Here is a 24,019-nt window from a genome sequence, read left to right on the forward strand (position 1 = left end):
GTCTAACAAACCTGGGTCAGTTCACCTGCGCAGGGGCGACGCATTACGCGGCTTCCTGCTGCGCATTGCGCTCGTCATACGCCGCCCGCGCCTCGACGATATCGGCGCGGTGCGCCTGCGTCCACATATACACCGACACGAACAGCTTGCCCAGGCTGCGTCCCAGCGCCGTGATCTCGTACTCGACCGCCACCGGCGACACGGGAATCACGCGGCGCTCCACCATGCCGTTGCGCTCCAGCCGGCGCAGGCATTGCGTCAGCGTCTTCTGCGTCACGCCGTCCAGGCGGTGCTTGAGCGCGTTGAAGCGCAGCGGCCCGTCCCACAGCGCCTTCAATACCAGCATCGTCCACTTGTCGAGCAGCTGGTCCAGCAGCGCGCGTCCTTCGCTGCAGCTGCCCACGTCCCCCACGTCCCTGTCCATCCCGTTCCCTCCTAGGTTTCCGCGATCCTACCTGGTCGCCGCAAAGTGCCTTCTTGACACCAAGTATATCCGAGATACCATACCAGGACATCTCAACAGGAGCCTGCCCATGACGACTTCCCCCACCGACGTGCTGTTCCAGCCGCGCCGCATCAAGAATCTGGAACTGAAGAACCGCATCGTGATGGCCCCGATGACGCGCAACTTCGCGCCGAACGGCGTGCCCGATGCCGCCATCGCCGAGTACTACCGCCGCCGCGCCGCCGCCGACGTCGGCCTGATCCTCTCGGAAGGCACCACCATCGCCCGCCCGGCATCGAAGAACCTGCCGCGCATCCCCGACTTCCACGGCGCCGCCCTGGACGGCTGGAAACGCGTGATCGACGCCGTGCACGGCGCCGGCGGCAAGATGGGCCCGCAGCTCTGGCACGTGGGCGCAGTCGCCAGCGGCGTGTCCGACTGGACGCCGGACGCCACGCCGGAAGGCCCGTCCGGCCTGGCGGCCCCCGGCACGCCGCGCGGCAAGGCGATGAGCGACGAGGACATCGCCGACACCATCGCCGCGTTCGCCGGCGCCGCCGCGGATGCGAAAAAGCTCGGCTTCGACACCTTCGAGATCCACGGCGCCCACGGCTACCTGATCGACCAGTTCTTCTGGCGCGGCACCAACGAACGCAACGACCGCTGGGGCGGCGCCACCATCGGCGAGCGCAGCCGCTTTGCCGCCGAGGTGCTGAAGGCGATGCGCGCCGCCGTGGGCCCCGACTACCCGATCATCTTGCGCGTGAGCCAGTGGAAGCAGCAGGACTACAAGGCGCGCCTGGCCGCGACGCCGGACGAGATGACGCAATGGCTGCTGCCGCTGGTCGAGGCGGGCGCCGACGTGCTGCACTGCTCGCAGCGCCGCTTCTGGGAAGCCGAGTTCCCGGAGATCGACGGCGAGGATGGCCTGAACTTCGCCGGCTGGGCCAAGAAGCTGACCGGCGCCGCCACCATCAGCGTGGGCTCCGTCGGCCTGGACGGCGAGTTCCTGGCCAGCTTCGGCGGCAAGGGCGCGGCCCCGGCCAGCCTGGACAAGCTGCTGGCGCGCATGGAGCGCGACGAATTCGACCTGATCGCCGTCGGCCGCGCCCTGCTGTCCGATGCCCAGTGGGCCAGCAAGATCAAGGCCGGCGACCGCGACGGGCTGAAGCCGTTCGAGGCGAGCGCGATGGCGACGTTGGACTGAGTCCGCTCCTCGCTACATCCCGCGGAACAGGTGCTGGAAGCGCTGGCTGACCGGCAGCCGCGCCGGATGGCCGCGCAGGTGCAGCCAAAGCGCGCCGTCCTCGGCGCGCGCAGCGCTGGCGATGCGTCGCACGGCCACCGTGTAGCCGCGGTGGACCTGCCAGAACGCGTTCGGGTCGAGCGTCTCGCCCAGCTCCTTCAGGCTCAGGCGGATGTGCGCCTCCAGCTTGTCCGTCACCACGCGCGTGTACTTGGCGTCCGCGCAGAAGTAGACGACGTCGGCCAGGTCGATGAAGTGGATGGTCGTGCCGACCGTCGCCTGCAGCCATGCCGGCGCCGGCTTCACCGTCGCCGGCACGGACAGCGGCGGCACATCGGCCGCCATGTCGCGCGCCGCCAGGCGGTTGCGCGCCCGCTCCAGCGCCCGCGCCAGGCGTTCCATGCCGATCGGTTTCAACACGTAGTCGACGGCGCCTTCGTCGAAGGCGGCCAGCGCATGTTCGCCGTACGCCGTCACGAACACCACATGGGTGCGCGCACCGAACACGCGCGCCAGCTCCAGGCCGTCCAGGCCCGGCATGCGGATGTCCAGGAAGGCCACGTCGAATGCCGTCGCGCGCGCCAGGCGCAGCGCCTCGATGCCGTCGCCGGCCTCGGTGATGGCCGCTTCCGGCCACAGGCGCGCCAGCGCGTCGACCAGTTCGGCGCGCAGCAGCGGTTCGTCGTCGGCGACGAGGATGCGCGCCGCGCTCATGCCGCCATCTCCATCTCCCGGTCCAGCGGCAGCACGAGCACCGCCTCGGTCATGCCCGCATCGGTGCGCGCGAGGCTGAAGCGCGCGTCCGGTCCGTACAGCGCCTGCAGGCGCTGGCGCAGGTTATGCAGGCCGACGCCGCCGCCCGGCGCCGGCGGCGCGCCCGTCAATCCGGCGCCGTCGTCGGCGACGGCGATGCGCAGCATGCCGTCCTGTCGGCGCGCGTCGAGCGCGATGCGCACCGGCCCCGGCGTCGGCTCCAGTCCATGGCGCACGGCGTTCTCCACCAGCGTCATGAGCAGCAGCGGCGGCATCGCGCAGCCGGCCAGCGCGGGCGGGCAATCGAGGCGGTAGCTCAGGCGCGCACCGAAGCGGATCGCCATCAGGGCCAGGTAGTGGCCGGCCAGCTCGAACTCGCGGCCCAGCGTCGACGCCTGGCTGCGCATGTCGGGCAGCGCGCCGTGCAGCCAGGCGATCAGGTGCTCGAGCATCTGCACGGCGCGTTCCGGTTCGGTGCGCGCGAGGTAGCGCGTGTTGGCCAGCGTGTTGTACAGGAAGTGCGGCTCGATCTGCGCCTGCAGCGCCTTCAGTTCCGCCGCCTGGGCGGCCTGGCGCAGGTCCGCGATCTGGGCGGCGCGCGCCTGCGTATGGCTGTGCCACAGCGGCAGGCCGAGCATCGCCGTGCCGATGCCGAAGGCGCAGGCGACGAGCTGCAGGTCGGGAAGCTGCTGCAGGTCGAGCGCTGCCGTCCAGGTCCGGTACAGGGGCAGCGCCGCGGCCGTCCCCGCCGCCGTCGCGGCGGCCAGCGCGATCCAGGCGTGCAGCCAGCCGAGCTTCGGCCCGGCCAGGCGCGCCAACGCGAGCAGTGCCAGGCAAGCTGTCAACGCCGGCAGCAGGATCGCCGCGAACAAGGCGATCAGCGCAAGACGGTGCAGGAAGACGGCGCCGGCGACGAACAGCAGCAGCAGCGCCAGGCTCGCCACTGCCTGGCGCGGGGAGCAGCCGTACAGCCGGCGCACGGCCGGGCCGGCGCCGGGAGGCATGCCGAATGCCGCCGACGCGTTCACAGGGTCGGCGCGCTCGGCAACGGACGGCGCGGGCCGAGGCTGTCGACCGGCACGTCCTGGCCGACCTTCTCGAACGACAGCTGGTCGATCCACACGCTGCCCGTGCCGTCGCCGATGACGCCGAAGATGATCGACGCCGCGTCCGTCGGCACGTCCAGCACGACGCTGCGTTCCTGCCAGTCGGTCGTTCCCTTGATCGGCTTGTCATGGCTGTTGTAGAACGCCAGGCTGCCGCGGGTGGCGCCGTCGACGCGCATCCACAGGCCGGCCCAGTTGCCGATGTCCGCGGTACGCACGCGGGCCCGGAAGCGGATGCGCTGGCCGAGGTAGTCCTGCGCCGAGATCTGCTGGTACAGCGCGGCCCAGGCCTTGGCGTCGTCCGTCTTGTTGCGCAAGAACTTGGCGCCGCGGAAGCCGTCGGACTGGTCGATGCCGGCAATGAATTTCTCCGGGTTCTTGCCCGTAATGCCCCATTGCGCCGGCAGCGGTTCCGGTGCCGCGGCCAGGGCCATCACGGACGTTGCCGCGATGGCGGCGGCCAGGACGTACTGCGGTTTCATATCGTCTCCATTCATCGGGTTGCGGTACCCGTACTATCGCGCGCCGGGACGCCGTCCTGGGCGCCACGCGACGAACGCCGGCCGGACGCCGACGAGCGCGGCGCGGCGCCGACGAGCTAGTCCGGCAGCGGCGCCACCCCGGTCTGCGGCGTCTCCGTGCGCGCCGTGTTCATCACCATCGCCAGGAAGGTGTAGTAGCCGTTCACGCCCATCAGGTCGACCACGCCCTGCTCGCCGAACAGCGCCAGCGCATCGGCATAGACGCGGTCCGACACTTGCCTGGTGCGGTGCAGCTCCGTGCAGAAGTCGACCACGACTGCCTCGTCCACCAGCATCGCCTGCGGCCGCTCGCGCCGCGCGATGGCGTCGATGACGTCCTGGGGAATGCCGACCTGGCGCGCGATCGGCGCGTGGATCGCCCATTCGACCTGCTGGTTCCATTCGCGCGCCGTGACGAGGATCGCCAGTTCGGACAGGCGCACGCCGATGGCGCTGCGGTAGCGCAGGTACTCGCCCAGCCGCTGGGCATGGCCCATCAGCTCGGGACTGCGCAGCAGCGGGACGAAGGGACCGTACAGGCCGCCGCGCGGCCCGTTGACGATCTCCTGGGCGGCGGCGCGCTGGTCGTCGGTCCAGTCTTCCGGCGGGATCGGGCGGAGGCGGTCGCTCATGGCAAGGTAGATGGCTGTCTAAATGTTGTCGGGGCGAAAAATACTCGCATGCCCTGCGGCAAAAATCAAAGGAAACCGGACGGTTCGAGCTTATTGTCAAGCGTCAACTCAAACGTCCACTTTGATCGGGAGACCGCCATGAGCCGCATCCTCCACCGCAGCCTGCGCCACACGCCGCCCCGTGCGGCCGGCGGCGAAGGCATCGTCTTGCGCGATACGCACGGCCGCAGCTACCTCGATGCCAGCGGCGGCGCGGCCGTGTCCTCGCTGGGGCACGGCCATCCGGACGTGATCGCCGCCCTGCACCGCCAGATCGACCGCTGCGCCTATGCGCACACGGCCTTCTTCACCACCGACGTCGCCGAGGAGCTGGCCGAGCGCCTCGTCGCGAACGCGCCTGCGGGCATCGGCGGCGTCTACCTCGTCTCGGGCGGTTCGGAAGCCGTGGAGACGGCGCTGAAGCTGGCGCGCCAGTACTTCGTCGAATCCGGACAGGGCCAGCGCTCGCTGTTCATCGCGCGGCGCCAGAGCTACCACGGCAACACGCTGGGCGCGCTGGCCGTCGGCGGCAACGAATGGCGCCGCGCGCCGTTCGCGCCGCTGCTGGCCGACGTGGCGCGCGTGTCGGCCTGCTATGCCTACCGCGGGCGGGAACACGGCCAGACGCTCGACGGCTACACGGCCATGCTGCTGGACGAACTGGAAGCGGCGATCCTGCAGGCCGGCCCGCAACGCGTGATCGGCTTCGTCGCCGAACCCGTGGTGGGCGCGACCGGCGGCGCGATCCCGCCCACGCCCGGCTACTTCCGCGGCGTGCGCGCACTGTGCGACAAGTACGGCATCCTGTTCATCGCCGACGAAGTCATGTGCGGCATGGGCCGCACCGGCACCATGTACGCGATCGAGCAGGACGGCGTGGCGCCCGACCTCGTCACCATCGCCAAGGGCCTCGGCGCGGGCTACCAGCCGATCGGCGCGGTGCTGGTCAATGGCGCCATCGTCGAATGCCTGCGCGCCGGCAGCGGCGCCTTCCTGCACGGGCATACCTATGTCGGCCATCCGGTGGCCGCCGCCGCGGCGCTGGCCGTGCAGCAGGTGATCGAACGCGACGACCTGCTGGCCCAGGTGCGCAAGCGCGGCGCCTCCCTGCGGCGCATGCTGGACGAAGCGTTCGAGGAGCATCCGTACGTGGGCGACATCCGCGGGCGCGGGCTGTTCCTGGCGCTGGAGCTGGTGCGCGATCGCGCGAGCAAGGAGCCGTTCGATCCGGCCGTCCGGCTGCACGCGGCGATCAAGGACCAGGCGATGCAGAACGGGCTGCTGGTCTATCCGATGGGCGGGACGATCGACGGCAGGCGCGGCGATCACGTGCTGCTGGCGCCGCCGTTCATCGCGAGCGAGGCGGAGCTGGCGGAGATCGTGGGGAGGTTGAGGGAGTCGGTGGATAGTGCGTTGAAATCGGTCGCGCTATAAAGACGCTCGCGCTGAACGACGTCGTCCCCGCGAAGGCGGGGATCCAAGTTCGAAGCGTTGCGAGTATGCCTGCAAATTGGGTCCCCGCCTGCGCGGGGACGACGGTCTTGAAGCGGCGTGTCGGAATTACGCCTTCGGAAACGCCACCACTTCCTGCTGCTGCTCGCCCAGGCCCGCGATACCGAGACGCAGCGTGTCGCCCTTCTTGAGGAAGCGCTGCGGGCTGCGGCCCAGGCCCACGCCCGGCGGCGTGCCGGTGGTGATGATGTCGCCCGGCTCCAGCGTCATGAAGCGCGACAGGTAGCTGACGATCTGCGCGACCGAGAAGATCATGTTCGACGTGTTCCCGGTCTGCATGCGCTTGCCGTTCAGTTCCAAGTACAGGTCGAGGTCCTGGACGTCGAAGATCTCGTCCTTGGTCACCAGGAACGGGCCGACCGGGCCGAAGGTGTCACAGCCTTTGCCCTTGTCCCACTGCGAGCCCATCTCGAACTGGAAGGCGCGCTCGGACACGTCGTTCACCACGCAGTAGCCGGCCACGTATTTCAGCGCATCGGCTTCGCTCACGTATTGCGCGCGGGTGCCGATGACGACGCCCAGCTCGACTTCCCAGTCGGTCTTCTTCGAACCCTTGGGCAGCTGGATCGGATCGTCGGGGCCGGACAGGCTGCTGGTCGCCTTCATGAACAGGATCGGTTCCTTGGGAATCGGCGCGCCCGTCTCGGCGGCGTGGTCGGCGTAGTTCATGCCGATGCCGATGAACTTGCCGACGCCCTTGACCGGCACGCCGAAGCGCGGATTGCCGCGGACCAGCGGCAGCGTCTTCCAGTCGACCTTGGCCAGCTTGCGCAGCGATTTTTCCGACAGCACCTCGCCGCCGATGTCGTCGATGATGCCGGACAGGTCGCGCAAGCGGCCTTCCTCGTCGAACAGGCCCGGTTTTTCCTTACCGGGGCGACCGTAGCGAACCAATCTCATAGTCTTCCTTCTGGGTGAGCATAGCGATCCCGCATTTTACCGGACGCCGCCGAAGGAAGTACCAGACCAGCCCGGGCAGCTGCACCGCCACCAGCGCGCCGAACGCGACGCGGTATGCCAGCGCCGGATAGTGGCCGGCGGCGCTGGCCGGCCACAGGCCGACCACCTGGCCGAAGCCCGCCTGCGCCAGGAACGCACCGACGAAGATCAACATGTTCAGGCAGGTGGCCGCCCTTCCGGTCAGCTCGCGCGGCAGGCTTTGCGCGACGATCGCATACTCGATGCCGGTGATGGTGCCCACCAGCGTGAACAGCACCGACAGCACCTGCAGGCTGGGCGCCCAGTTGCACACGATCGCCGCCTGCACCAGCACGAACAGGACGATGCCGGCGGCCGCCACGTCCAGCGCCGCGATGCCGCGCTTCGCCGCCCACTCGGTGATCATGCCCACCGCGATCGCGCCGAAGATCACGGAGGCCATGCCCATGTACAGCAGGTAGGCGACGGCGCCGTCCGGAAAGCGCGCCACGTCGGACAGCCAGCGCCCGATCCACAGGCCCTGGATGCCGAAGAACACCGCATGCGGCACGAGCACCAGCGCGATCGTGGTGCGGAAGGCCGGCGCGCGCACCACGTCGAGCAGCGAGTCCAGCGCCGGTACCGCCGGCGAGGTCACGCCCGGCGGCGCGGCGCGCGGCGTGACGAGCCAGATCAGCATGCCCGAGCCGGCCGTCAGCAGCGCCATCAGCACGAACATGCTGCGCCAGTCCGTATGCTCGAGCAGCATGCGCACTGGCACGGTGGCCGACGCGGCGCCCAGGCCGCCCGCCGCGATCAGGTAGCCCTGGACCGTCGGCAGGCGCGCGGGCGGGATCCACGTGGAGATCGCCTTCACGGCCGACATGAAGCAGCCGCCCAGGCCGGCGCCGATCACGGCGCGCGCCAGCACCAGCTGGCCGTAGCTGGTGCCGCGCGCGAACAGCAGCGCGCCCGATGCCGCCAGCAGCATCAGCACGAGTTGCACGCGGCGCGGCCCGTAGCGGTCCAGCGCGATCCCCACCGGCAGCTGGGCCAGTGCGAAGGCGAAGAAGAAGGCGCTGGTGAGCACCCCCAGTTCGCCCGGACCCAGCGCCAGCTCGCCCATGAGATGCGGGGCCAGCACCGCATTCACGTTGCGCAGCAGCGAGGACAGGTAGTGGCCCAGCGCGAACGGCAGGAACACGTAGAAGAATACCGTCGCGCCTTTCATGCGCGCCTGGGCGCGGTCGCCGTCCATGGGGACGCTCGGCTCAGGCGGCATCGGGCTGGCTGTCGCTGGCGCGGCGGTCGTGATGGCGCGGCGCCGGCAGGATCGGCACCACGCGTCCGGCCGGGCCATGGCCGGCATCGTCGCCTTCGAAGAAGAACTCCTTGCGTCCGAACGCCGGCACCAGGTGGTCGAGCCAGGTGGCATCCGGGTCGTACTTGGCGAAGAACGGCTTGCGCACCCAGGCGGGATTGCGGGCCTGCAGGAACTGCAGCGCGAACAGCTTCTCGCCGTTGATGGTGACGACGCCGTCGATCACGACCTTGCCGGGGAAGGCGCTCATCGACGGTCCGCGCACGGTGCGCGACAGGCCCGAGACCATGCTGTAGGCGGACTGGAAGATCTCGTGGGCGCGCGCCAGCGGCAGCGCGAAATAGTCGCGCGGGCCGGTGTCGCGCTCGACGAACATGTAGTACGGGATCGCGCCCAGCCGCACCCCCGTCGTCCACAGCTCGGCCCAGCTGGCGGGATCCTCGTTGATGTGGCGGATCAGGGGACCCTGCATGCGCAGCGTGGCGCCGGTGCCGACGATGCGCTTGACCGCCTGCTGGGCCACCGGATGGCGCAGCTCGACGGCATGGTTGTAGTGCCCCATCAGCGCCAGGTTCTTGCCGGACGCGACGACCTTTTCGAACAGGCGCAGCAGATCGTCCGCATCCTTGTCGGACACGAAGCGCTGCGGCCAATACGCGACCGACTTGGTGCCGATGCGGATGTTCTGGATGTGCGCCAGCCCGGGACCCAGCAGCGGCTCGATGAATTCGGCCAGCGAGCGCGTATTCATGATCAGCGGATCGCCGCCCGTGATCAGGACGTCGGTCACGTCCGGATGCGCGGCCAGGTAGGACACCAGTTCCGTGCATTCGCGCGCATCGAACTTCATCTCGTCCATGCCGACGAACTGCGGCCAGCGGAAGCAGAAGGTGCAGTAGGCATGGCAGGTCTGGCCCGAGCTCGGGAAGAACAGCACGGTTTCCTTGTACTTGTGCTGCAGGCCCTTGAGCGGCGCGTCGTTCACGCGCGGGACGTTGTGCGTCATCTGGCCGGCCGGATGCGGGTTCATGCGCATGCGGATGTCGCGCACCAGCTTCGCGGTCGCGGCCTCGTCCTTCTTGAACAGCACCAGGTCGCGCAGCTGCTCGTACTCGCGCGCCTGCAGCATGTCGCGGTGCGGGAAGGTCAGGCGGTAGATCGGATCGTCCGGGATCCTGCTCCAGTCGATCAGCTGTTCCATCACATATTCATTGGTACGGAACGGCAGCACATGGGACACCACTTGTACGGCTTCCTGCAACTCGGGGCTCATCCACTGCCATTGGCGGGCATTCACGATCGACTGGCGGGTGTAGGGCTTGAACTTCGCTGGCGTCGCTTCGGTACTCACGGGAGTCTCCAGACGGTTAGGTTGCGTGGAAGGTGGATTGACATAAAGAATCTATTTCCTGCGGGAACTAATAGTAGTCAGCAGGTTTCCATGAGGAGTTGCCACTAATCAATCGCGTTTGCACGTCAGCGAACGTCATGCGCAAGATCAGCCTTGTCCTTGCGCGCGCACATCTTGGGGTAATTGCGCGATCGCAACAGCGGGCTGGACAGCGCGACGTAGAGTACGAAATGCAATTAGGAAACATCCCAGCCCACGAAAGGAATTCCCATGAAACTGCTCGCCACCACTGCCGCTCTGTGCCTGCTCTGCGCCCCGGCGCTGGCAAACGAACCGACCGAGAAGGACGCGATCGCGATGGCCGAACGCGGCGCCAGCCTGATCAAGGCCAAAGGCAAGGATGAGATGATGAAACGCATCAATGCCAAGGATCCGGATTTCGTCCAAGGCTCGCTGTATGTCGACATGCGCGACGTCAAGACCGGCATCGTGCTGGCCCACCCCTACAACCCCTCGATCGTCGGCAAGGACCTGACCGACGTGCCCGATGCGAACGGCAAGAAGTACCGTCGCGAGATCATCGAGCTGGCCGCGGCCAAGGGCAAGGGCTGGGTCGACTACCAGTACAAGAACCCGACCACCGGCAAGATCGAACCGAAGACCACCTACATCCTGCTCGTCGACGGCGTCGTGCTGGAAGCGGGCTTGTACAAGAAGTGATGCGCAGCGATGCGGGAACGGCCGCGCCATTTTTCTAGCGGGAGCAAAGAATGCTGAACAAACTGCGAATCGGTCCGAAGCTGCTGCTGGCCCCGAGCCTGGTGCTGGCGCTGCTGTTGATGCTGTCCGGCGCCGCCTACTACGGGATGGTGCGCCAGAACGCATCGCTGGAAAACATGGTGCAGGTGCGCGCCGCGCGCCTGAAGGACGTGGCCGACGTGGCCGGCGACGCCAAGTATGTCCACGCCAACGCCTACCAGCTGCTGGCCTGGGTCAGCGGCAGCTTCGCCAAGAACCGGCTGGATGCCCTGGCCGCCGACATCGGCGCGCGCCACGCCGCCATCAAGGCCAGGCTCGACGACCTGGGGCGCGTCGCCGAAGGCGCCGAGCGCGCGCCGGTCGAGGCATCGCTGGCGGCGCTGGCCGCCTACCGCAAGGGCGTGCGGGAAACCATCGAGATGGCCCAGGTCGACCAGTCGATCGCGACCAACTCGATGCAGAAGGCGGAGAAGGAATTCGGCGTCCTGAACGGCCAGCTGGCCCACCTGGCCGCGCTGGAAAAGACCCTCAGCGAGCAGGCCTATGCCGCTGCGCGCGCCGAGTTCCACACGCTGGGCACGACGATGGCCGGCCTCGTGGTCCTGTCGATCGGATTGTCGCTGGCCGTGACGATGCTGGTGCGGCGCGCCATGCTGCGCGACATCGGCGCGATCTCCGGCGTCGTGCGCGAGCTGGCCGAGGGACGGCTCGGTACGAGCGCCAACAATGCCGGCAGCGACGAGATCGCGGACACCTCGCGCGCCCTCGACCAGACCATCTCGAACCTGAACCGCACGCTGCGCAGCGTGCTCGATGCGGTGCGCTCGATCGACACGGCGTCGAAGGAAATCGCCAGCGGCAACCTGGACCTGTCCACGCGCACCGAGATGCAGGCCGGCTCGCTGCAGCAGACCGCCAGCGCGATGGAGACGCTGACCCACGCCGTGAAGGGCAATGCGGACAATGCGCGCCTGGCCACCGAACTGTCGGCCGAGGCGGCGCGCCTGGCCGGCAGCGGCGGCCAGGCCGTCGACCGCGCGGTGGCGACGATGGAATCGATCCGCGCCAGCTCGCGCAAGATCGTCGAGATCATCGGCGTCATCGACGGCATCTCGTTCCAGACCAACCTGCTGGCCCTGAACGCGGCGGTGGAAGCAGCACGCGCCGGGGAACAGGGGCGCGGTTTCGCCGTCGTCGCCAGCGAGGTGCGCACGCTGGCCCAGCGCTCGGCCTCGGCGGCCAGGGAGATCAAGGCACTGATCGCCGATTCGGTCGCCATCATCGACAACGGCAGCGCCTCGGTCGACGAGGCCGGCGCCAGCATGGGCAGCGTGGTCGCCTCGGTGCAGCAGGTGAACGACATCATCAAGCGCATCAGCGCGGCCAGCGACGAACAGGCCCAGGGCATCGCCGAGGTGAACCTCGCCGTCGGCCACATGGACGACATGACGCAGCAGAACGCGGCCCTGGTCGAGCAGGCCGCGGCGGCGGCGACCAGCCTGCACGAGCAGACGCTCAACCTCGCCCACGCCGTCTCGGTGTTCCAGATCGAGGGCGTGGAAGCCATCGTACGGGAAGAGGACGCATCCGCATCCGCCCCCACCGTCGCCACGGACCGCCGCGCCGCCGGCAGCCCGATGCGCGCGCGGCCGGCGCTGGAACACCAGCCGCGCAAGGCCGAGCGTCCACGCCGGGTCGTCAACGGCTAGATTCGCGAAAAGAGCGCCGTCGTTCCCGCGCAGGCGGGAACCCATACCGAGCAACCGGATTCCGTATATTAAAAATGCCTCGGTCTTTGTAGAGGCCGAGACTTCGGACATTCAGCATGGATTCCCGCCTTCGCGGGAACGACGGCATCAACGGAACGGCTTGCTCACCCAGCGCGAGCCGGCCAGGCCGAAGCGCCACGGCACGTCGACCGCCTTCGAGATGCCGATGCGCGGTCCGGCCACCACCTCGATGTCCCCTTCGGCCGGCGCCAGCGCGAACGGCGCGCTGTCCAGCGCATGGCCGTTGAGCGCGCGCGTCACGCCCAGCGCCTGGCACAGTTTTCCCGGCCCCGAGCACAGCAGCCATTCGTCCACGGTGCCGCGCCGCGCGCGCATCGCGTCCAGTCCCGCCACGGGCTCCAGCGCGCGGATCAGGACGCCGGCGCCATGCCCCTCTTCGCGGCAGACGAAATTCAGGCACCAGTGGATGCCGTAGGAGCGGTACACATAGGCGTGCGCCGGCGGACCGAACATCGCGAAATTCCGGTCGGTCCGCCCCGTGTAGCTGTGCGACGCCGGATCCTCGCCGTCATACGCTTCCGTTTCCACGATCCTGCCGCCGACACCGTCGACCAGCACCGTCACGCCGATCAACTGGCGCGCCACCACGTGGGAAGGCGCGGAAAAATCGATACCGATGAGTGTAGATAATGACATGTATCGATTTTATAACGGCAAAAAACGAACGGTCGCACTGTCGAATTTGCTACATAAAGGCAATACCTTGCTGCAACTTCCGCGCACCTGGTGTAGAGTGTCGACCTTGTAGATATTTCTTTGCGGCATCATCGCAACACCCCTCCAGCCATGACTACAGCAGCCGCACTGGCGCGTCCGAGCGCCGCCGAGGATCCCGTCGACGCCCTGATCAAGTCGATCCGCATTCCGCCGCGTCCCAGCCTGCTGGCCGACCTGCAGCGCGAACTCGCCTCGTCCGACCCGAGCCCGGAAGCCATCGGCCGCATCGTCGCCAGCGACGTCGGCATGTCCGGCGCCCTGCTCAAGCTCGCCAACTCGGCCGTCTTCGGCGGCCGCAGGGCCAAGTCGATCGAGCAGGCGATCCTGTTCCTCGGCATTAACCAGGTCGCCGCCATGATGACGGGCCTGCTGGCGCGCCAGGCGATTCCCGCCAACAGCGCGGCGCTGGCCAGCTTCTGGGACCTGTCGAGCCGCCGCGCCGAGGCGATGGTGTTCCTGTCACGCCGCCTGCGCATCGGCGAGCCGGACGTGGCCCATACCTTCGGCCTGTTCTGCGACACCGGCGTGCCGCTGCTGATGGACCGCTTCGCCGACTACGGCGCGACCTACGCCGCCGCCTCGCTCGAAGCGGAGCGCCCGTTCACGGCGCTGGAAGAGGAGCGCCACAGCACCAGCCACGCGGCGATCGGCACCCTGCTGGCGCGCAACTGGGGCCTGTCCGGCGACGTCGCCTGGGCCATCCTGCACCATCACGACTACACGGTGCTGGACGACGCCAGCAGCGCGCCCGTGGTGCGCTCGATGGTGGCGCTGTCGCTGCTGGCCGAAAATGCCATCTGCAAGTACCAGGGCCATACCGAATCGCTCGAATGGAACAAGGGCGGCGCCCGCGCCTGCGCCTACCTCGGCCTGTCCGACGAGGAAACCGCCGAATTGCTCGACGAGCTGCTCGAAGCCTTCCACGACGAATAAGTATTTACTCTCCCTTCCGACCGGCAGATACTGATTCCATAACAAGTATCCGCCTACGGGGGAGACATGAAACGCCTGCTGTCCCTGGCCTTGTGCCTGCTGCTGGCCGCTTGCGCCAGCGTCGCCCCGCCGCCCTCCCCCGCCCCGCTGTTCGCCGACGCCGCCTTCGCGCCGCCTTCCGAGCCCGTGGGCACCGCCGACCTGTTCGCACTGAGCCCCGCGATGCGCGCCTACCTGCACAGCCCCGCCTTCGCCGCCCACCTGCGCGAGAAGGGACCGAAACAGGGACTGCTCGACGCCCTGTACAGCAAGAGCGACCTGAAACTGGAATACGATGCGCGCACCACGCGCACCGCGGCCGGCACCTATGCGGCGCGCGCCGGCAACTGCCTGTCGCTGGTGATCATGACGGCGGCGTTTGCCCGGGAGCTCGGCATGGACGTGCAGTTCCGCAGCGTGACGGCGGAAGGCACCTGGACCCGCGAGGGCGGCCTGTACCTGCTCTCGTCCCACGTCAACATCGCGCTCGGCCGGCGCGCCGTCCCGGGCCGCTACGACGCCGACGCGCTGCACCAGCTGGTGGTCGATTTCCTGCCGCCGCCGCAGGCCGCCCACCTGCGCGTGCGCGAACTGGACGAAGGCGAGATCGCCGCCCTGTTCCTCAACAACCGCGCCGTGGAGACGCTGGTACAGGACCGCATCGACGACGCCTACTGGTGGGCGCGCGCGGCGGTGGCGGCCAACCCGCGCGACATCACCGCCTACAACACGCTGGGCGTGGTCTACCAGCGCCACGGCGACCTCGCGATGGCGGAACGCGCCTGGCGCGCCGCCCTGGCCCGCGCGCCCGAAAACCTGGCCCTGCTGCAGAACCTGGCGCCCCTGCTGGCGCAGCAAGGCCGCATGGCGGAAGCGCGCGACATCGAACGGCGCGTGGCGCGCATCGAGCCGGTGCCGCCGTTCCACTACTTCGACCAGGGCCTGGCCGCGCTGAAGGAAGGCGACAACGACAAGGCGCGCCAGCTCTTCGAACGCGAGCTGAAGCGGGCGCCGTATTCGGACGAGTTCCACTTCTGGCTGGCCGTGGCGCTGCTACGCCTGGGTGATGCCAGGCAGGCGCGCGAGCATCTGGTGCTGGCCGTCGAGCACAGCGCCCGCGGCGACATGCGCGACGTCTACTCGGCCAAGCTGGCGCACCTGCGGCGCCAGGGTGCGAACGGATTGAACCTCCACTGAGCCGACAACAAAACGGCCGCGCCGCTCGCAGACATGCTGCGAAGGGCGCGGCCGTTCGGATGCCGTGACGGGTGATCAGCGGCGGCGCGGACGTGCGGACGGCGACGGTGCGCCGCGCGTCTCGAGGTGGCGGAACACGATGCGTCCCTTGTTGAGGTCGTACGGCGACATCTCCAGCTTGACGCGGTCGCCCGCGATGATGCGGATATGGTTCTTCTTCATGCGGCCGGACGTGTAGGCGATCAGTTGATGGCCATTCTCGAGGTCGACACGGAAGCGCATTTCCGGCAGTACTTCGGTGACCTTGCCGGTCATTTCGATCAGCTCTTCTTTCATGGTGCGTGTCCTTTCATGTGCGTGACGGACCAAGCCTTTCCGCAGTACCGATGCCGATGCCGATGCGAATGCCGCGGCCAGGGCCTGGCGCCGTGCCGGGCTATCGTCGAAGGTCGGGGAAAGAGGACGGCACACCGGTGATGGCAGGGGCCGTGAACTTGGGGATGCATCCGATATGGGGACGTTGCCGCAGAAAAAAAGGGGGGAATCGGAATTTCCGGCCACTTTCTGCCACTACCTGCGCAAAGCGCGCTATTCTTGACGTTTCTACAGTGCTTTCGCCATCATGTCTTCGCTCCCGCCGGCCCTCATCGTCATCGACATGCAAAAAGGGATGGCCGATCCCCTCCTCCCGCGCAACAATCCGGATGCCGAGGAACGCATCGCCGCGCTGCTGGCCGCCTGGCGCCAGGCCGGCGCGCTCGTGGTCCACGTGCGCCACATCTCGCGCACGCCCGGCTCGCCGTTCTGGCCGGGCCAGCAAGGCGTCGAATTCCAGGAACGCTTCAAGCCTTCAGGCGATGCGCACGTCGTCGAGAAGAACGTGCCGGACTGCTTCGTCCAGTCGGGCCTGGAGCGCTGGCTGCGCGTGCGCGGCATCGCGCGCCTCGTGCTCGTCGGCGTCAGCACCAACAATTCGGTGGAAGCCAGCGCGCGCACGGCGGGACAGCTGGGCTTTGCCGTGCAGGTGGTCAGCGACGCGACGTTCGCGTTCGACAAGCACGACTACGGCGGCACGCTGCGCAGCGCACAGGACGTGCACCTGATGGCGCTGGCGAACCTCGACGGCGAATATGCCCGCGTGGTCGATACCGCGGGCGCGCTGGCCGCCCTTCAGGATTAACGGCGGCGGAAGCCGGTACGCGGCGCCGACGCGCCGCGCTTTTCGATATGGCGGAAGGTGATGCGGCCCTTGCTCAGGTCATAGGGCGACAGTTCCAGGCTGACCTGGTCGCCGGCCAGGATGCGGATGTGGTTCTTGCGCATCTTGCCGGACGTGTAGGCGATCAGCTTGTGGCCGTTCTCGCAATCGACGCGAAAACGCGAATCCGGCAGCACTTCGGCAACGACGCCGTTCATTTCGATCAGTTCTTCTTTTGACATCTGGACTCCGTATGAGACATGGGCAGGCAACCGCGGTGCCTGCGAATGCGGACCGGCCGCGAATCATGGATCCGCGACGCCGCGTGGGACGGTAGTGATGGCCGCATCCCCTCGCTCGGAGGACGGGACAAGGTCGGAAAAAGCGCGCTTGCCGCGGGCTTCGTTTCAATGGGACGCCGGATTGCGATGGGCGTGTCGGATGGCGCTGTGCGCCGGTTGGCCGGCAGGGGCCGTCACGTGACGCGCACTGCACCGCGCAGGAGTTCGCCGGGCTGCGGCAGCCTGGGCGACCGTGCAGTGTAACACGCTTCCCCGTATGGCGGACCAGCAACCTTCCGTCGATAGCGTATCGACAACAGCACGGCCAATGCCTCATCGCTTGAAGTCCACACACAAAGGTGCTACCTTGGTAGCACCCGACAATGCGAGCCGATGATGACGACTACCTCACTCAAACTTCCCGATGACCTGAAACAGCGTGCCGCCTCTGCTGCCCAGGAGCTGGGCGTTAGTCCTCACGCATTCATGGTCGACGCAATCCGGCAGGCGGCCCATGCGGTCGAACAGCGTTCGAGCTTCGTTGCGCAGGCACGTGAGGCCAAAGCCGAGATGCTGCAGGAGGGGCTGGGCCATGACGCCGATGATGTGCGTGCCTATTTGCGGCAGCGGCTGCAAGATGGCCAAGCCAGCAGGCCCGCCAAAAAGCCATGGCGCGAATAAGTTACTCGAGCCGAGCCCTGGCCGACCTGGAACGGATCAGTGATTTTCTTTCGGCCGAAGGCCTTGATGCACAACGCGAAGCGCTCGACCTCATCGACGAGGCAATATCCATACTCGACCGGCATCCGCTGATCGGCCGCCTGGCCGAGCATGACATGCGAGAGCTCGTCATCTCACAGGGAAGAACCGGTTACGTCGCGCTCTATAGTTACGAAATCGCCAGCGATGCCGTTCTTGTTCTCGCCTTGCGCCACCAACGTGAAGCAGGTTTCCACGGATAGCCCCAGCAAGACTCATTGCCTCAACGTCAGTTAGACAAAGGTGCGAACAAACACGCGCGGATTATTCTTTCGTCTATATTTTTCCATGAACGCTACCGCTTGGTATGCTGAAAAAAAACCTGAGATCGCAAGAAAATACAAAGGTATGTTATTCAAGAAATCCCCGTCCATATGGAATAACTTGACATCGAATTTTCCATAGATGAAAAGCAGCGGCAATATGACGAGCATGGCGCCGGTCATTGCAGCCGCTTTTCGCTCGTCTTGCGTCGCTCCCGCCACGATTTGTCCGTGGCAGCCTCGGCAGATGGTTTGTTCCAACGCAAAACCGGTATGACAATGCGGACAAACAAATGGAAGTGCCGGCTCCTCTGCACAATTGTCCGAGCACATTGATCTTGGCTTGCCCAAATTCCGATCAGCCTCTTCTTCTGCCTGTCTCTTCCACTCATATAGTAATTCTTGAGGGAATTTATGACTATCAACATCAATGCGCCTGGCGCAAGTTGCGCAGAGCCAAATTCCATTGGATGGCGAAGTACGCTCGGCTTGCGTCATCGTTGCGTCGTAACGCGGGCCACGAGGAGATGCTGCGCAAATATGAGCGCACACTCCCACACGAGTAGACTTCAACACTGCGTCATTCGGACCTGTTGTAGTACATCTGCAATTCGGATTCGAACAAAATCCGCCTACGCGTTCGCGTAGCACAATCATCACATTAGAAGAAAACTCGTCTCGAGTAGCCATGACTTTCTCAGTGTTCTGCCGAGCCATCAATGAGCTTAGCGACATTGAACTGATATGCAAGCATCTCTTCAATGCACCCGGCCAATGAACCGATCTTTGTAGATGCTCAGTCCCCTTCGACAAGGCGCCGCCAGACGCCGAGCTTCTGCTCGAACGTCATCGCCATGTGCGCCGGAGAACTCGACGGCAGCACCACCGTGCGGTAGCCGTGCTCCGCGAACTGCGGCGCGAATTTTCCCGATGCCTGGCCATTGAATCCGACCGTCTCCAATTCCGGGCAAAGCCGGTGCAGCCGCTCGAAATCGTTGGCGGCGGGCTTCCTGATGGCGGAATCGAGGCTGCCTTCGCGCTCGCAGGCGGCCAGCACGTCCCACAGGCCGAAGCGGTGCGCAAGCAGGCGCGGCAGGCGTTCGTCGTAGGGTAGCGCGTACAGGTCTTCGCCGACCAGGGCGCCGACGAGCTTCCAGAACTGGTTGCGCGGATGCGCGTAGTACTGCTGGGCGGCCAGTGAGGCGGCGCCGGGGAAGCTGCCCAAGATCAGGATGCGGGTGTCGGAGGCGATGACGGGGGCGAGGCCGGTAAGGAGAGGCGATTCCATGTCGCGATTGTAGCCTTGGTGTGGGCCTGCACGCTAACTTGGGTTCCTGCCTTCGCAGGAACGACGGCTTCAGGTGAGCGGCTATATCACGCGTCTGCGACAAAAAAAGCGGCGGTACGCTCTCGCATACCGCCGCAAAGGGCATTACCGGTTAGATCAGTAAGGCCAGGGACTTCGTCCAGGTCATCCCATTCAGTTGCGCGCCTGGGCCGTGTCGTCGGCCCTGGACGCGGCATCCCAGCCGCCGCCCAGCGCGCGGATCAGCGCCACCGTCGTGATGGCGCGCTCGCCGCGCAGCTGGACCGCATTGCGTTCCACGGTCGCCTGGTTGCGCTGGGCGTCCAGCAGTTCCAGGTAGCTGCCGCGGCCCGCGTCGTACAGCTTCTGCGCCAGGTCGGCCGAGCGGCGTGCCGAGACGACCGCCGCCTCGATCTCGGCGCTCTGCCCTGCCAGGATGCGCAGGCCGGCCAGGTTGTCCTCGACTTCGGCGAACGCCGTCAGCACGCTCTGGCGGTAGGAGCCGACCGCTTCTTCCAGCGCCGCCTCGCTGCGCACGACGTTGTTGCGGTTGCGGCCGCCGTCGATCAGGGGCATCGACAGGGCGGCGCCCAGCAGCCAGGAGCGGCTGCTCCACTTGAACACCTCGGCCATGCTGGTGCCGACGCCGCCGCCCGCGGCGCTGATGTTCAGCGCCGGGAACATGGCGGAACGGGCGACGCCGATGCGGGCGTTGGCCGCTTCCATCGTGCGCTGGGCGCTGGCGATGTCGGGACGGCGCTCCAGCAGCGCGGACGGCAGGCCGGCCGGAATCGTCGGCAGCGCGGCCGCGTCTTCCAGCGGTGCGGTCGGCGCGCTGAACGCGGCCGCCGGCTTGCCCAGCAGGACGGCCAGCGCGTGCTCGGCGTTGGCGCGGTCGCGCTGCAGGCCGATCGCCTCGGCGCGTGCCGTCGACAGTTCGGTCTTGGCGCGCGACAGGTCGAATTCGCCGATGTCGCCCAGCTCGAAGCGGCGGCTCGTGATGCGCACGCTTTCCTCGCGCAGCTTCACCGTCTGGTTCACGGTCGCGATTTCCGCATCCAGCTCGCGCAGGCGGAAATAGGTCTGCGCGACGTCTGCCTGCAGCGACAGCAGCACGGAGCGGTAGGTCGCTTCCACCGCGCCGGCGTCGCCGCGCGCGGCCGCCACGTTGGACGAGACGCGGCCGAACAGATCGACTTCGTAGCTGGCCGACAGGCGGGCCGCGTACACATTGTCCGGCGCGATTGCGGTGCCGCGCGGCAGCTGTGCTTCCAGCGGCGACAGGCGTTCGCGCTGGGCGCCGACGTTCACGCCCACTTGGGGGATGCGGTCCGCTTCGGCGATGCCGGCGATGGCGCGGGCCTGCTTCACGCGGGCGGCGGCCACCGTCAGGCTCTGGTTGTTGGCCGTGGCTTCGGCGACCAGCGCATCGAGCGACGCGTCATGGAAGGCGCGCCACCATTCGCCGCGCGGCTGGCTTTCGGCCGGCTGGCCGACCTTCCAGGTGGTGCCGTCGGCCGCCGTGGCGACGGCCTCCGTAGCGACGGCCGGGCTTTCCTTGAAGGCCGCCGGTGTCGCCACCTGCGGCTGTTCGAACTTGGGCGCTGCGCACGCCGTCAGCAGCAGTGCTGCCAACAGCGGGGTCACGCCTCTTGCAATCATCGTCTTCATATCAGTGTCCTTCCAGTGCCGGCATGTCGTCGCCCGGGATGCCGGCCGCGGCCGGGGTCGTCGCATGGGCGGGAGCATGCTTCGGTTTTTCGAATCGCTTGGCCAGCGTGCGCAGCAGGACGTAGAACACCGGCGTCAGGAACAGGCCGAAGAAGGTCACGCCCAGCATGCCGGCGAACACGGCGACGCCCATGGCGTGGCGCATCTCGGCGCCGGCGCCGTGCGAGAACACCAAGGGCACGACGCCCATGATGAACGCGATCGACGTCATCAGGATCGGACGCAGACGCAGGCGGCAGGCTTCCAGCGCGGCCTGCACGATGGTGCGGCCATGGTGTTCCAGCTCGACGGCGAATTCGACGATCAGGATCGCGTTCTTCGACGCCAGGCCCACCAGCACGAACAGCGCGATCTGGGTGAACACGTTGTTGTCGCCGCCGGTCACCTTCACGCCGATCAGCGCGCACAGGATCGACATCGGCACGATCAGGATCACGGCCAGCGGCAGGGTCCAGCTTTCGTACTGGGCAGCCAGCACCAGGAACACGAGCAGCACGCACAGCGGGAACACGTAGATCATCGTGTTGCCGGCCAGGATGTCCTGGTACGTCAGGTCGGTCCACTCGTAGGCGATACCCTTCGGCAGCACTTCACGCGCGATCTCTTCCATCGCGGCCTGGGCCTGGCCCGACGAGACGCCCGGGGCCGGGCCGCCGTTCATCTCGGCGGCGACGTAGTTGTTGTAGCGCTGGACGCGGTCCGGGCCATAGGTGTCCTTGATCTTCATGAGCGAGGACAGCGGGATCATCTCGCCCTTGTCGTTGCGGACCTTCAGCTGGGCGATCTGTTCGCGCTGCGAACGGAACGGCGCATCGGCCTGCACGCGCACCTGGTAGGTACGGCCGAACTGGTTGAAGTCGTTCACGTACAGCGAGCCGAGGTTGATCTGCAAGGTCTGGTTGATCTCGGACAGCGGCACGCCCAGCTGCTTGGCCTTCACGCGGTCGACATCGGCGAACAGCTGCGGCACGTTGATCTGGTAGCCCGAGAACACGCCCTGCAGGCGCTTGTCGGTGGAGGCCTTGGCCATGAAGGCCTGCACCGCCTTGTTCAGTTCATCGTAGCCCAGGTTGCCGCGGTCCTCGATCATCATCTTGAAGCCGCCGGTGGTGCCCAGGCCGTTGACTGGCGGGGGCGGCAGCACCATCACGAACGCATCCTCGATGGCGCCCATGCGCTTGTTGATCTCGGCGGCGATGGCGTCGGCGCTCTGGTCCTTGCCGGTGCGCTCGTCGAATGGCTTCAGGGTGGTGAACACGATGCCGGCGTTCGGCGCATTGGTGAAGCCGTTGATCGACAGGCCCGGGAACGCGACCGACGATTCCACGCCAGGGATCTGCTTGGCGACGTCGGACATCTTGCGGATCACTTCATCGGTACGGTCCAGCGAGGCCGCATCCGGCAGCTGGGCGAAGCCGATCAGGTAGGCCTTGTCCTGCGCCGGCACGAAGCCCGGCGGCACCGCCTTGAACATGAACACGCCGGCGATACCCAGCAGCACGTACACGGCGAGCGATGCGCTCTTGCGCTTCAGGACGCCCTGCACGCCGCCTTCGTACTTGTGCGCGGAGCGGTTGAAGAAGCGGTTGAACGCCTTGAAGAAGCGGCCAAACACGAAGTCCATGCCACGGGTCAGCGCATCCTTCTTGGCGCCGTGCGGTTGCAGCAGCACGGCCGACAGGGCCGGGGCCAGCGTCAGCGAGCTGAATGCCGAGATCACGGTCGAGATGGCGATGGTCAGCGCGAACTGGCGGTAGAACTGGCCCGTCAGGCCGGACACGAAGGCGATGGGCACGAACACGGCGCACAGCACCAGGGCGATCGCGATGATCGGGCCGGACACTTCCTTCATCGCCTGCACGGTCGCATCGTGCGAGTTCAGGCCGTTCTCGATGTTGCGCTCGACGTTCTCGACGACCACGATGGCGTCGTCGACCACGATGCCGATGGCCAGCACGAGGCCGAACAGCGACAGCGTGTTGATCGAGAAGCCGAAGGCGAGCATCACGGCGAAGGTACCCACCACGGAAACCGGCACGGCCAGCAGCGGGATGACGGAGGCGCGCCAGGTCTGCAGGAACACGATCACGACGATCGCGACCAGCACGATGGCTTCGAACAGCGTGTGGATGACGGAGTTGATCGACTCGCGCACGAACTGGGTCGGGTCATACACGATGCTGTAGGTCATGCCCTGCGGGAAGTCCTTCGACAGTTCTTCCATCTTGGCGCGCACGTCGGTCGACAGCTGCAGCGCATTGGCGGTCGGCGACTGGAACAGCGGCAGCGCGACGGCGGACTTGTTGTCCAGCAGCGAACGCAGCGCATAGGAGTTCGAGCCCATTTCGAGGCGCGCGACGTCCTTCAGCAGCGTGGTGGCGCCGTCGGCATTGGTCTTGACGACGATGTTGCCGAATTCCTCGACGCTGGCCAGGCGGCCCTGCGTGTTCACGGTCAGCTGGAAGTCCGCGTTCTTGGACGGGCCCTGGCCGACGACGCCGGCAGCGACCTGCACGTTCTGCTCGCGGATGGCGTTGACGACGTCGCTCGCGGTCAGGTTGCGCGCGGCGACCTTCTGCGGATCGAGCCAGACGCGCATGGAGTAGTCGCCCGAACCGAAGACCTGGACGTCGCCCATGCCGTCGATGCGCGCCAGCTGGTCCTTGACGTTCAGCGTCGCGTAGTTGCGCAGGTAGAGGTCGTCATAGCGGCCGTCCGGCGAATTCAAGTGCACCACCATCGTGATGTTCGGCGAGCTCTTGACGGTGGTGACGCCGATCTGGCGCACCTCGTCCGGCAGGCGCGGCAAGGCGCGCTGGACGCGGTTCTGCACCTGCGTCTCGGCCTTGTCGACGTCGGTGCCGATCTTGAAGGTCACGGTCAGCTGCAGCGCGCCGTCGGAGGTGTTCTGCGAGGTCATGTACAGCATGCCCTCGACGCCGATGATCTCCTGTTCGATCGGCGTCGCCACCGTCTCCGCGATGACCTTCGGGTTGGCGCCGGGGTACTGGGCGCGCACGACAACCGACGGCGGCACGACCTCGGGGTATTCCGAGATCGGCAGCGCGAAGATCGAGATCAGGCCCGCCACGAAGACGATGACCGACAGCACGGCCGCGAAGATCGGCTTGTCGACGAAAAAGCGTGAGATATTCATTGTTCTTGTTCCTTACGAAGCTTGGTTCCCTGCACGTCCTGGTCG

24 protein-coding genes are annotated in these 24,019 nt (G+C 66.9%); 9 read left to right on the forward strand and 15 right to left on the reverse strand.

What is annotated here, in order from left to right; all coding sequences use genetic code 11:
- Nucleotides 1-43: 43 nt before the first annotated feature.
- Nucleotides 44-424, reverse strand: a complete 381-nt coding sequence (locus QPK32_RS19360; protein WP_290414433.1) for a helix-turn-helix domain-containing protein — start codon at nucleotides 422-424, stop codon at nucleotides 44-46.
- Between the two features lie 109 nt (nucleotides 425-533).
- On the opposite strand from QPK32_RS19360, the gene QPK32_RS19365 reads away from it, so the two are divergent.
- On the forward strand, nucleotides 534-1,652 hold the full coding sequence (locus tag QPK32_RS19365) for an NADH:flavin oxidoreductase (protein WP_290414434.1): 1,119 nt from the start codon (nucleotides 534-536) through the stop codon (nucleotides 1,650-1,652).
- A 12-nt stretch (nucleotides 1,653-1,664) separates the two neighbouring features.
- Here the strand turns inward: QPK32_RS19365 and QPK32_RS19370 are convergent, their stop codons facing one another.
- The 4 genes from QPK32_RS19370 to QPK32_RS19385 form a co-directional block, all read right to left on the reverse strand.
- Entirely contained in the window at nucleotides 1,665-2,405 is a 741-nt protein-coding gene (locus QPK32_RS19370) for a LytTR family DNA-binding domain-containing protein (RefSeq protein ID WP_290414435.1), read from the reverse strand.
- Entirely contained in the window at nucleotides 2,402-3,448 is a 1,047-nt protein-coding gene (locus tag QPK32_RS19375) for a sensor histidine kinase (RefSeq protein ID WP_290414436.1), read from the reverse strand. The genes QPK32_RS19370 and QPK32_RS19375 overlap by 4 nt, the downstream gene beginning before the upstream one ends.
- 20 nt (nucleotides 3,449-3,468) lie before the next feature.
- The gene (locus QPK32_RS19380) at nucleotides 3,469-4,032 is read right to left on the reverse strand and encodes a transcriptional regulator (RefSeq protein ID WP_290414437.1); all 564 of its coding nucleotides are present in this window, start codon (nucleotides 4,030-4,032) and stop codon (nucleotides 3,469-3,471) included.
- 116 nt (nucleotides 4,033-4,148) lie between these two features.
- A complete protein-coding gene (locus tag QPK32_RS19385; RefSeq protein ID WP_290414438.1) occupies nucleotides 4,149-4,703 on the reverse strand; it encodes a carboxymuconolactone decarboxylase family protein in 555 nt (184 codons plus the stop codon).
- 138 nt (nucleotides 4,704-4,841) lie between these two features.
- Between QPK32_RS19385 and QPK32_RS19390 the strand changes: the two genes are divergently transcribed.
- Complete coding sequence (locus QPK32_RS19390) at nucleotides 4,842-6,176, forward strand: aspartate aminotransferase family protein (protein ID WP_290414439.1); 1,335 nt, start codon at nucleotides 4,842-4,844, stop codon at nucleotides 6,174-6,176.
- 126 nt (nucleotides 6,177-6,302) lie between these two features.
- On the opposite strand, the gene QPK32_RS19395 is transcribed toward QPK32_RS19390, so the two are convergent.
- Genes QPK32_RS19395 through QPK32_RS19405 form a run of 3 tightly spaced genes read right to left on the reverse strand, consistent with a single transcriptional unit; the run spans nucleotide 6,303 to nucleotide 9,766 of the window.
- Nucleotides 6,303-7,154, reverse strand: a complete 852-nt coding sequence (locus QPK32_RS19395) for a fumarylacetoacetate hydrolase family protein (protein WP_290414440.1) — start codon at nucleotides 7,152-7,154, stop codon at nucleotides 6,303-6,305.
- Nucleotides 7,123-8,430 (reverse strand): MFS transporter, encoded by a 1,308-nt coding sequence (locus tag QPK32_RS19400; RefSeq protein ID WP_290414441.1) that lies wholly within the window; start codon nucleotides 8,428-8,430, stop codon nucleotides 7,123-7,125. The genes QPK32_RS19395 and QPK32_RS19400 overlap by 32 nt, the downstream gene beginning before the upstream one ends.
- Nucleotides 8,431-8,443: 13 nt before the next feature.
- Nucleotides 8,444-9,766, reverse strand: a complete 1,323-nt coding sequence (locus QPK32_RS19405; protein ID WP_308632616.1) for a lysine 2,3-aminomutase — start codon at nucleotides 9,764-9,766, stop codon at nucleotides 8,444-8,446.
- A 348-nt stretch (nucleotides 9,767-10,114) separates the two neighbouring features.
- Here QPK32_RS19405 and QPK32_RS19410 point away from each other — a divergent pair, with 348 nt between their 5' ends.
- Both QPK32_RS19410 and QPK32_RS19415 read left to right on the forward strand, forming a co-directional pair.
- Nucleotides 10,115-10,564 carry a cache domain-containing protein gene (locus QPK32_RS19410; RefSeq protein WP_290414443.1) on the forward strand — a complete coding sequence of 150 codons (450 nt, stop codon included), beginning with the start codon at nucleotides 10,115-10,117 and terminating at the stop codon, nucleotides 10,562-10,564.
- 50 nt (nucleotides 10,565-10,614) lie between these two features.
- The gene (locus QPK32_RS19415; RefSeq protein WP_290414444.1) at nucleotides 10,615-12,312 is read left to right on the forward strand and encodes a methyl-accepting chemotaxis protein; all 1,698 of its coding nucleotides are present in this window, start codon (nucleotides 10,615-10,617) and stop codon (nucleotides 12,310-12,312) included.
- Nucleotides 12,313-12,459: 147 nt separating this feature from the next.
- Here the strand turns inward: QPK32_RS19415 and QPK32_RS19420 are convergent, their stop codons facing one another.
- Nucleotides 12,460-13,029, reverse strand: coding sequence for a DNA-3-methyladenine glycosylase (locus tag QPK32_RS19420; protein ID WP_290414445.1), 570 nt, complete (start codon nucleotides 13,027-13,029; stop codon nucleotides 12,460-12,462).
- 150 nt (nucleotides 13,030-13,179) lie between these two features.
- On the opposite strand from QPK32_RS19420, the gene QPK32_RS19425 reads away from it, so the two are divergent.
- Together QPK32_RS19425 and QPK32_RS19430 are read left to right on the forward strand one after the other, a co-directional pair.
- Entirely contained in the window at nucleotides 13,180-14,043 is an 864-nt protein-coding gene (locus QPK32_RS19425; protein ID WP_290414446.1) for an HDOD domain-containing protein, read from the forward strand.
- 66 nt (nucleotides 14,044-14,109) lie between these two features.
- Nucleotides 14,110-15,279: a tetratricopeptide repeat protein gene (locus QPK32_RS19430; protein WP_290414447.1), complete on the forward strand. Its 1,170-nt coding sequence runs from the start codon at nucleotides 14,110-14,112 to the stop codon at nucleotides 15,277-15,279.
- Nucleotides 15,280-15,354: 75 nt separating this feature from the next.
- Here the strand turns inward: QPK32_RS19430 and infA (QPK32_RS19435) are convergent, their stop codons facing one another.
- Nucleotides 15,355-15,615: a translation initiation factor IF-1 gene (gene infA, locus QPK32_RS19435; protein ID WP_290414448.1), complete on the reverse strand. Its 261-nt coding sequence runs from the start codon at nucleotides 15,613-15,615 to the stop codon at nucleotides 15,355-15,357.
- Between the two features lie 286 nt (nucleotides 15,616-15,901).
- Between infA (QPK32_RS19435) and QPK32_RS19440 the strand changes: the two genes are divergently transcribed.
- Nucleotides 15,902-16,459, forward strand: a complete 558-nt coding sequence (locus QPK32_RS19440) for a cysteine hydrolase family protein (RefSeq protein ID WP_290414449.1) — start codon at nucleotides 15,902-15,904, stop codon at nucleotides 16,457-16,459.
- Here the strand turns inward: QPK32_RS19440 and infA (QPK32_RS19445) are convergent.
- Nucleotides 16,456-16,719 (reverse strand): translation initiation factor IF-1, encoded by a 264-nt coding sequence (gene infA / locus QPK32_RS19445; protein WP_290414450.1) that lies wholly within the window; start codon nucleotides 16,717-16,719, stop codon nucleotides 16,456-16,458. The two genes, QPK32_RS19440 and infA (QPK32_RS19445), sit on opposite strands and share 4 nt — an antisense overlap.
- 432 nt (nucleotides 16,720-17,151) lie before the next feature.
- On the opposite strand from infA (QPK32_RS19445), the gene QPK32_RS19450 reads away from it, so the two are divergent.
- Nucleotides 17,152-17,439: a CopG family ribbon-helix-helix protein gene (locus tag QPK32_RS19450; protein ID WP_290414451.1), complete on the forward strand. Its 288-nt coding sequence runs from the start codon at nucleotides 17,152-17,154 to the stop codon at nucleotides 17,437-17,439.
- On the forward strand, nucleotides 17,427-17,720 hold the full coding sequence (locus tag QPK32_RS19455) for a type II toxin-antitoxin system RelE/ParE family toxin (protein ID WP_290414452.1): 294 nt from the start codon (nucleotides 17,427-17,429) through the stop codon (nucleotides 17,718-17,720). The genes QPK32_RS19450 and QPK32_RS19455 overlap by 13 nt, the downstream gene beginning before the upstream one ends.
- Nucleotides 17,721-17,750: 30 nt before the next feature.
- Here the strand turns inward: QPK32_RS19455 and QPK32_RS19460 are convergent, their stop codons facing one another.
- From QPK32_RS19460 to QPK32_RS19475, 4 genes are all read right to left on the reverse strand, one after another.
- On the reverse strand, nucleotides 17,751-18,278 hold the full coding sequence (locus tag QPK32_RS19460; protein ID WP_290414453.1) for a hypothetical protein: 528 nt from the start codon (nucleotides 18,276-18,278) through the stop codon (nucleotides 17,751-17,753).
- A gap of 298 nt (nucleotides 18,279-18,576) precedes the next feature.
- A complete protein-coding gene (locus QPK32_RS19465; RefSeq protein WP_290414454.1) occupies nucleotides 18,577-19,068 on the reverse strand; it encodes a DNA-deoxyinosine glycosylase in 492 nt (163 codons plus the stop codon).
- A 192-nt stretch (nucleotides 19,069-19,260) separates the two neighbouring features.
- The gene (locus QPK32_RS19470) at nucleotides 19,261-20,757 is read right to left on the reverse strand and encodes an efflux transporter outer membrane subunit (RefSeq protein ID WP_290414455.1); all 1,497 of its coding nucleotides are present in this window, start codon (nucleotides 20,755-20,757) and stop codon (nucleotides 19,261-19,263) included.
- A gap of 1 nt (nucleotide 20,758) precedes the next feature.
- The gene (locus tag QPK32_RS19475) at nucleotides 20,759-23,974 is read right to left on the reverse strand and encodes an efflux RND transporter permease subunit (protein ID WP_290414456.1); all 3,216 of its coding nucleotides are present in this window, start codon (nucleotides 23,972-23,974) and stop codon (nucleotides 20,759-20,761) included.
- Nucleotides 23,975-24,019 lie beyond the last annotated feature (45 nt).

The sequence above is a fragment of the Massilia sp. YIM B02763 genome (assembly GCF_030412015.1).
Lineage (GTDB): Bacteria > Pseudomonadota > Gammaproteobacteria > Burkholderiales > Burkholderiaceae_D > Telluria.

Coding starts and splice junctions, on each gene's coding strand:
- QPK32_RS19360 (WP_290414433.1), bottom strand. CDS start 424: ATGGACAGGGACGTGGGGGACGTGGGCAGCTGCAGCGAAGGACGCGCG.
- QPK32_RS19365 (WP_290414434.1), top strand. CDS start 534: ATGACGACTTCCCCCACCGACGTGCTGTTCCAGCCGCGCCGCATCAAG.
- QPK32_RS19370 (WP_290414435.1), bottom strand. CDS start 2,405: ATGAGCGCGGCGCGCATCCTCGTCGCCGACGACGAACCGCTGCTGCGC.
- QPK32_RS19375 (WP_290414436.1), bottom strand. CDS start 3,448: ATGCCTCCCGGCGCCGGCCCGGCCGTGCGCCGGCTGTACGGCTGCTCC.
- QPK32_RS19380 (WP_290414437.1), bottom strand. CDS start 4,032: ATGAAACCGCAGTACGTCCTGGCCGCCGCCATCGCGGCAACGTCCGTG.
- QPK32_RS19385 (WP_290414438.1), bottom strand. CDS start 4,703: ATGAGCGACCGCCTCCGCCCGATCCCGCCGGAAGACTGGACCGACGAC.
- QPK32_RS19390 (WP_290414439.1), top strand. CDS start 4,842: ATGAGCCGCATCCTCCACCGCAGCCTGCGCCACACGCCGCCCCGTGCG.
- QPK32_RS19395 (WP_290414440.1), bottom strand. CDS start 7,154: ATGAGATTGGTTCGCTACGGTCGCCCCGGTAAGGAAAAACCGGGCCTG.
- QPK32_RS19400 (WP_290414441.1), bottom strand. CDS start 8,430: ATGGACGGCGACCGCGCCCAGGCGCGCATGAAAGGCGCGACGGTATTC.
- QPK32_RS19405 (WP_308632616.1), bottom strand. CDS start 9,766: ATGAGCCCCGAGTTGCAGGAAGCCGTACAAGTGGTGTCCCATGTGCTG.
- QPK32_RS19410 (WP_290414443.1), top strand. CDS start 10,115: ATGAAACTGCTCGCCACCACTGCCGCTCTGTGCCTGCTCTGCGCCCCG.
- QPK32_RS19415 (WP_290414444.1), top strand. CDS start 10,615: ATGCTGAACAAACTGCGAATCGGTCCGAAGCTGCTGCTGGCCCCGAGC.
- QPK32_RS19420 (WP_290414445.1), bottom strand. CDS start 13,029: ATGTCATTATCTACACTCATCGGTATCGATTTTTCCGCGCCTTCCCAC.
- QPK32_RS19425 (WP_290414446.1), top strand. CDS start 13,180: ATGACTACAGCAGCCGCACTGGCGCGTCCGAGCGCCGCCGAGGATCCC.
- QPK32_RS19430 (WP_290414447.1), top strand. CDS start 14,110: ATGAAACGCCTGCTGTCCCTGGCCTTGTGCCTGCTGCTGGCCGCTTGC.
- infA (WP_290414448.1), bottom strand. CDS start 15,615: ATGAAAGAAGAGCTGATCGAAATGACCGGCAAGGTCACCGAAGTACTG.
- QPK32_RS19440 (WP_290414449.1), top strand. CDS start 15,902: ATGTCTTCGCTCCCGCCGGCCCTCATCGTCATCGACATGCAAAAAGGG.
- infA (WP_290414450.1), bottom strand. CDS start 16,719: ATGTCAAAAGAAGAACTGATCGAAATGAACGGCGTCGTTGCCGAAGTG.
- QPK32_RS19450 (WP_290414451.1), top strand. CDS start 17,152: ATGATGACGACTACCTCACTCAAACTTCCCGATGACCTGAAACAGCGT.
- QPK32_RS19455 (WP_290414452.1), top strand. CDS start 17,427: ATGGCGCGAATAAGTTACTCGAGCCGAGCCCTGGCCGACCTGGAACGG.
- QPK32_RS19460 (WP_290414453.1), bottom strand. CDS start 18,278: ATGACGCAAGCCGAGCGTACTTCGCCATCCAATGGAATTTGGCTCTGC.
- QPK32_RS19465 (WP_290414454.1), bottom strand. CDS start 19,068: ATGGAATCGCCTCTCCTTACCGGCCTCGCCCCCGTCATCGCCTCCGAC.
- QPK32_RS19470 (WP_290414455.1), bottom strand. CDS start 20,757: ATGAAGACGATGATTGCAAGAGGCGTGACCCCGCTGTTGGCAGCACTG.
- QPK32_RS19475 (WP_290414456.1), bottom strand. CDS start 23,974: ATGAATATCTCACGCTTTTTCGTCGACAAGCCGATCTTCGCGGCCGTG.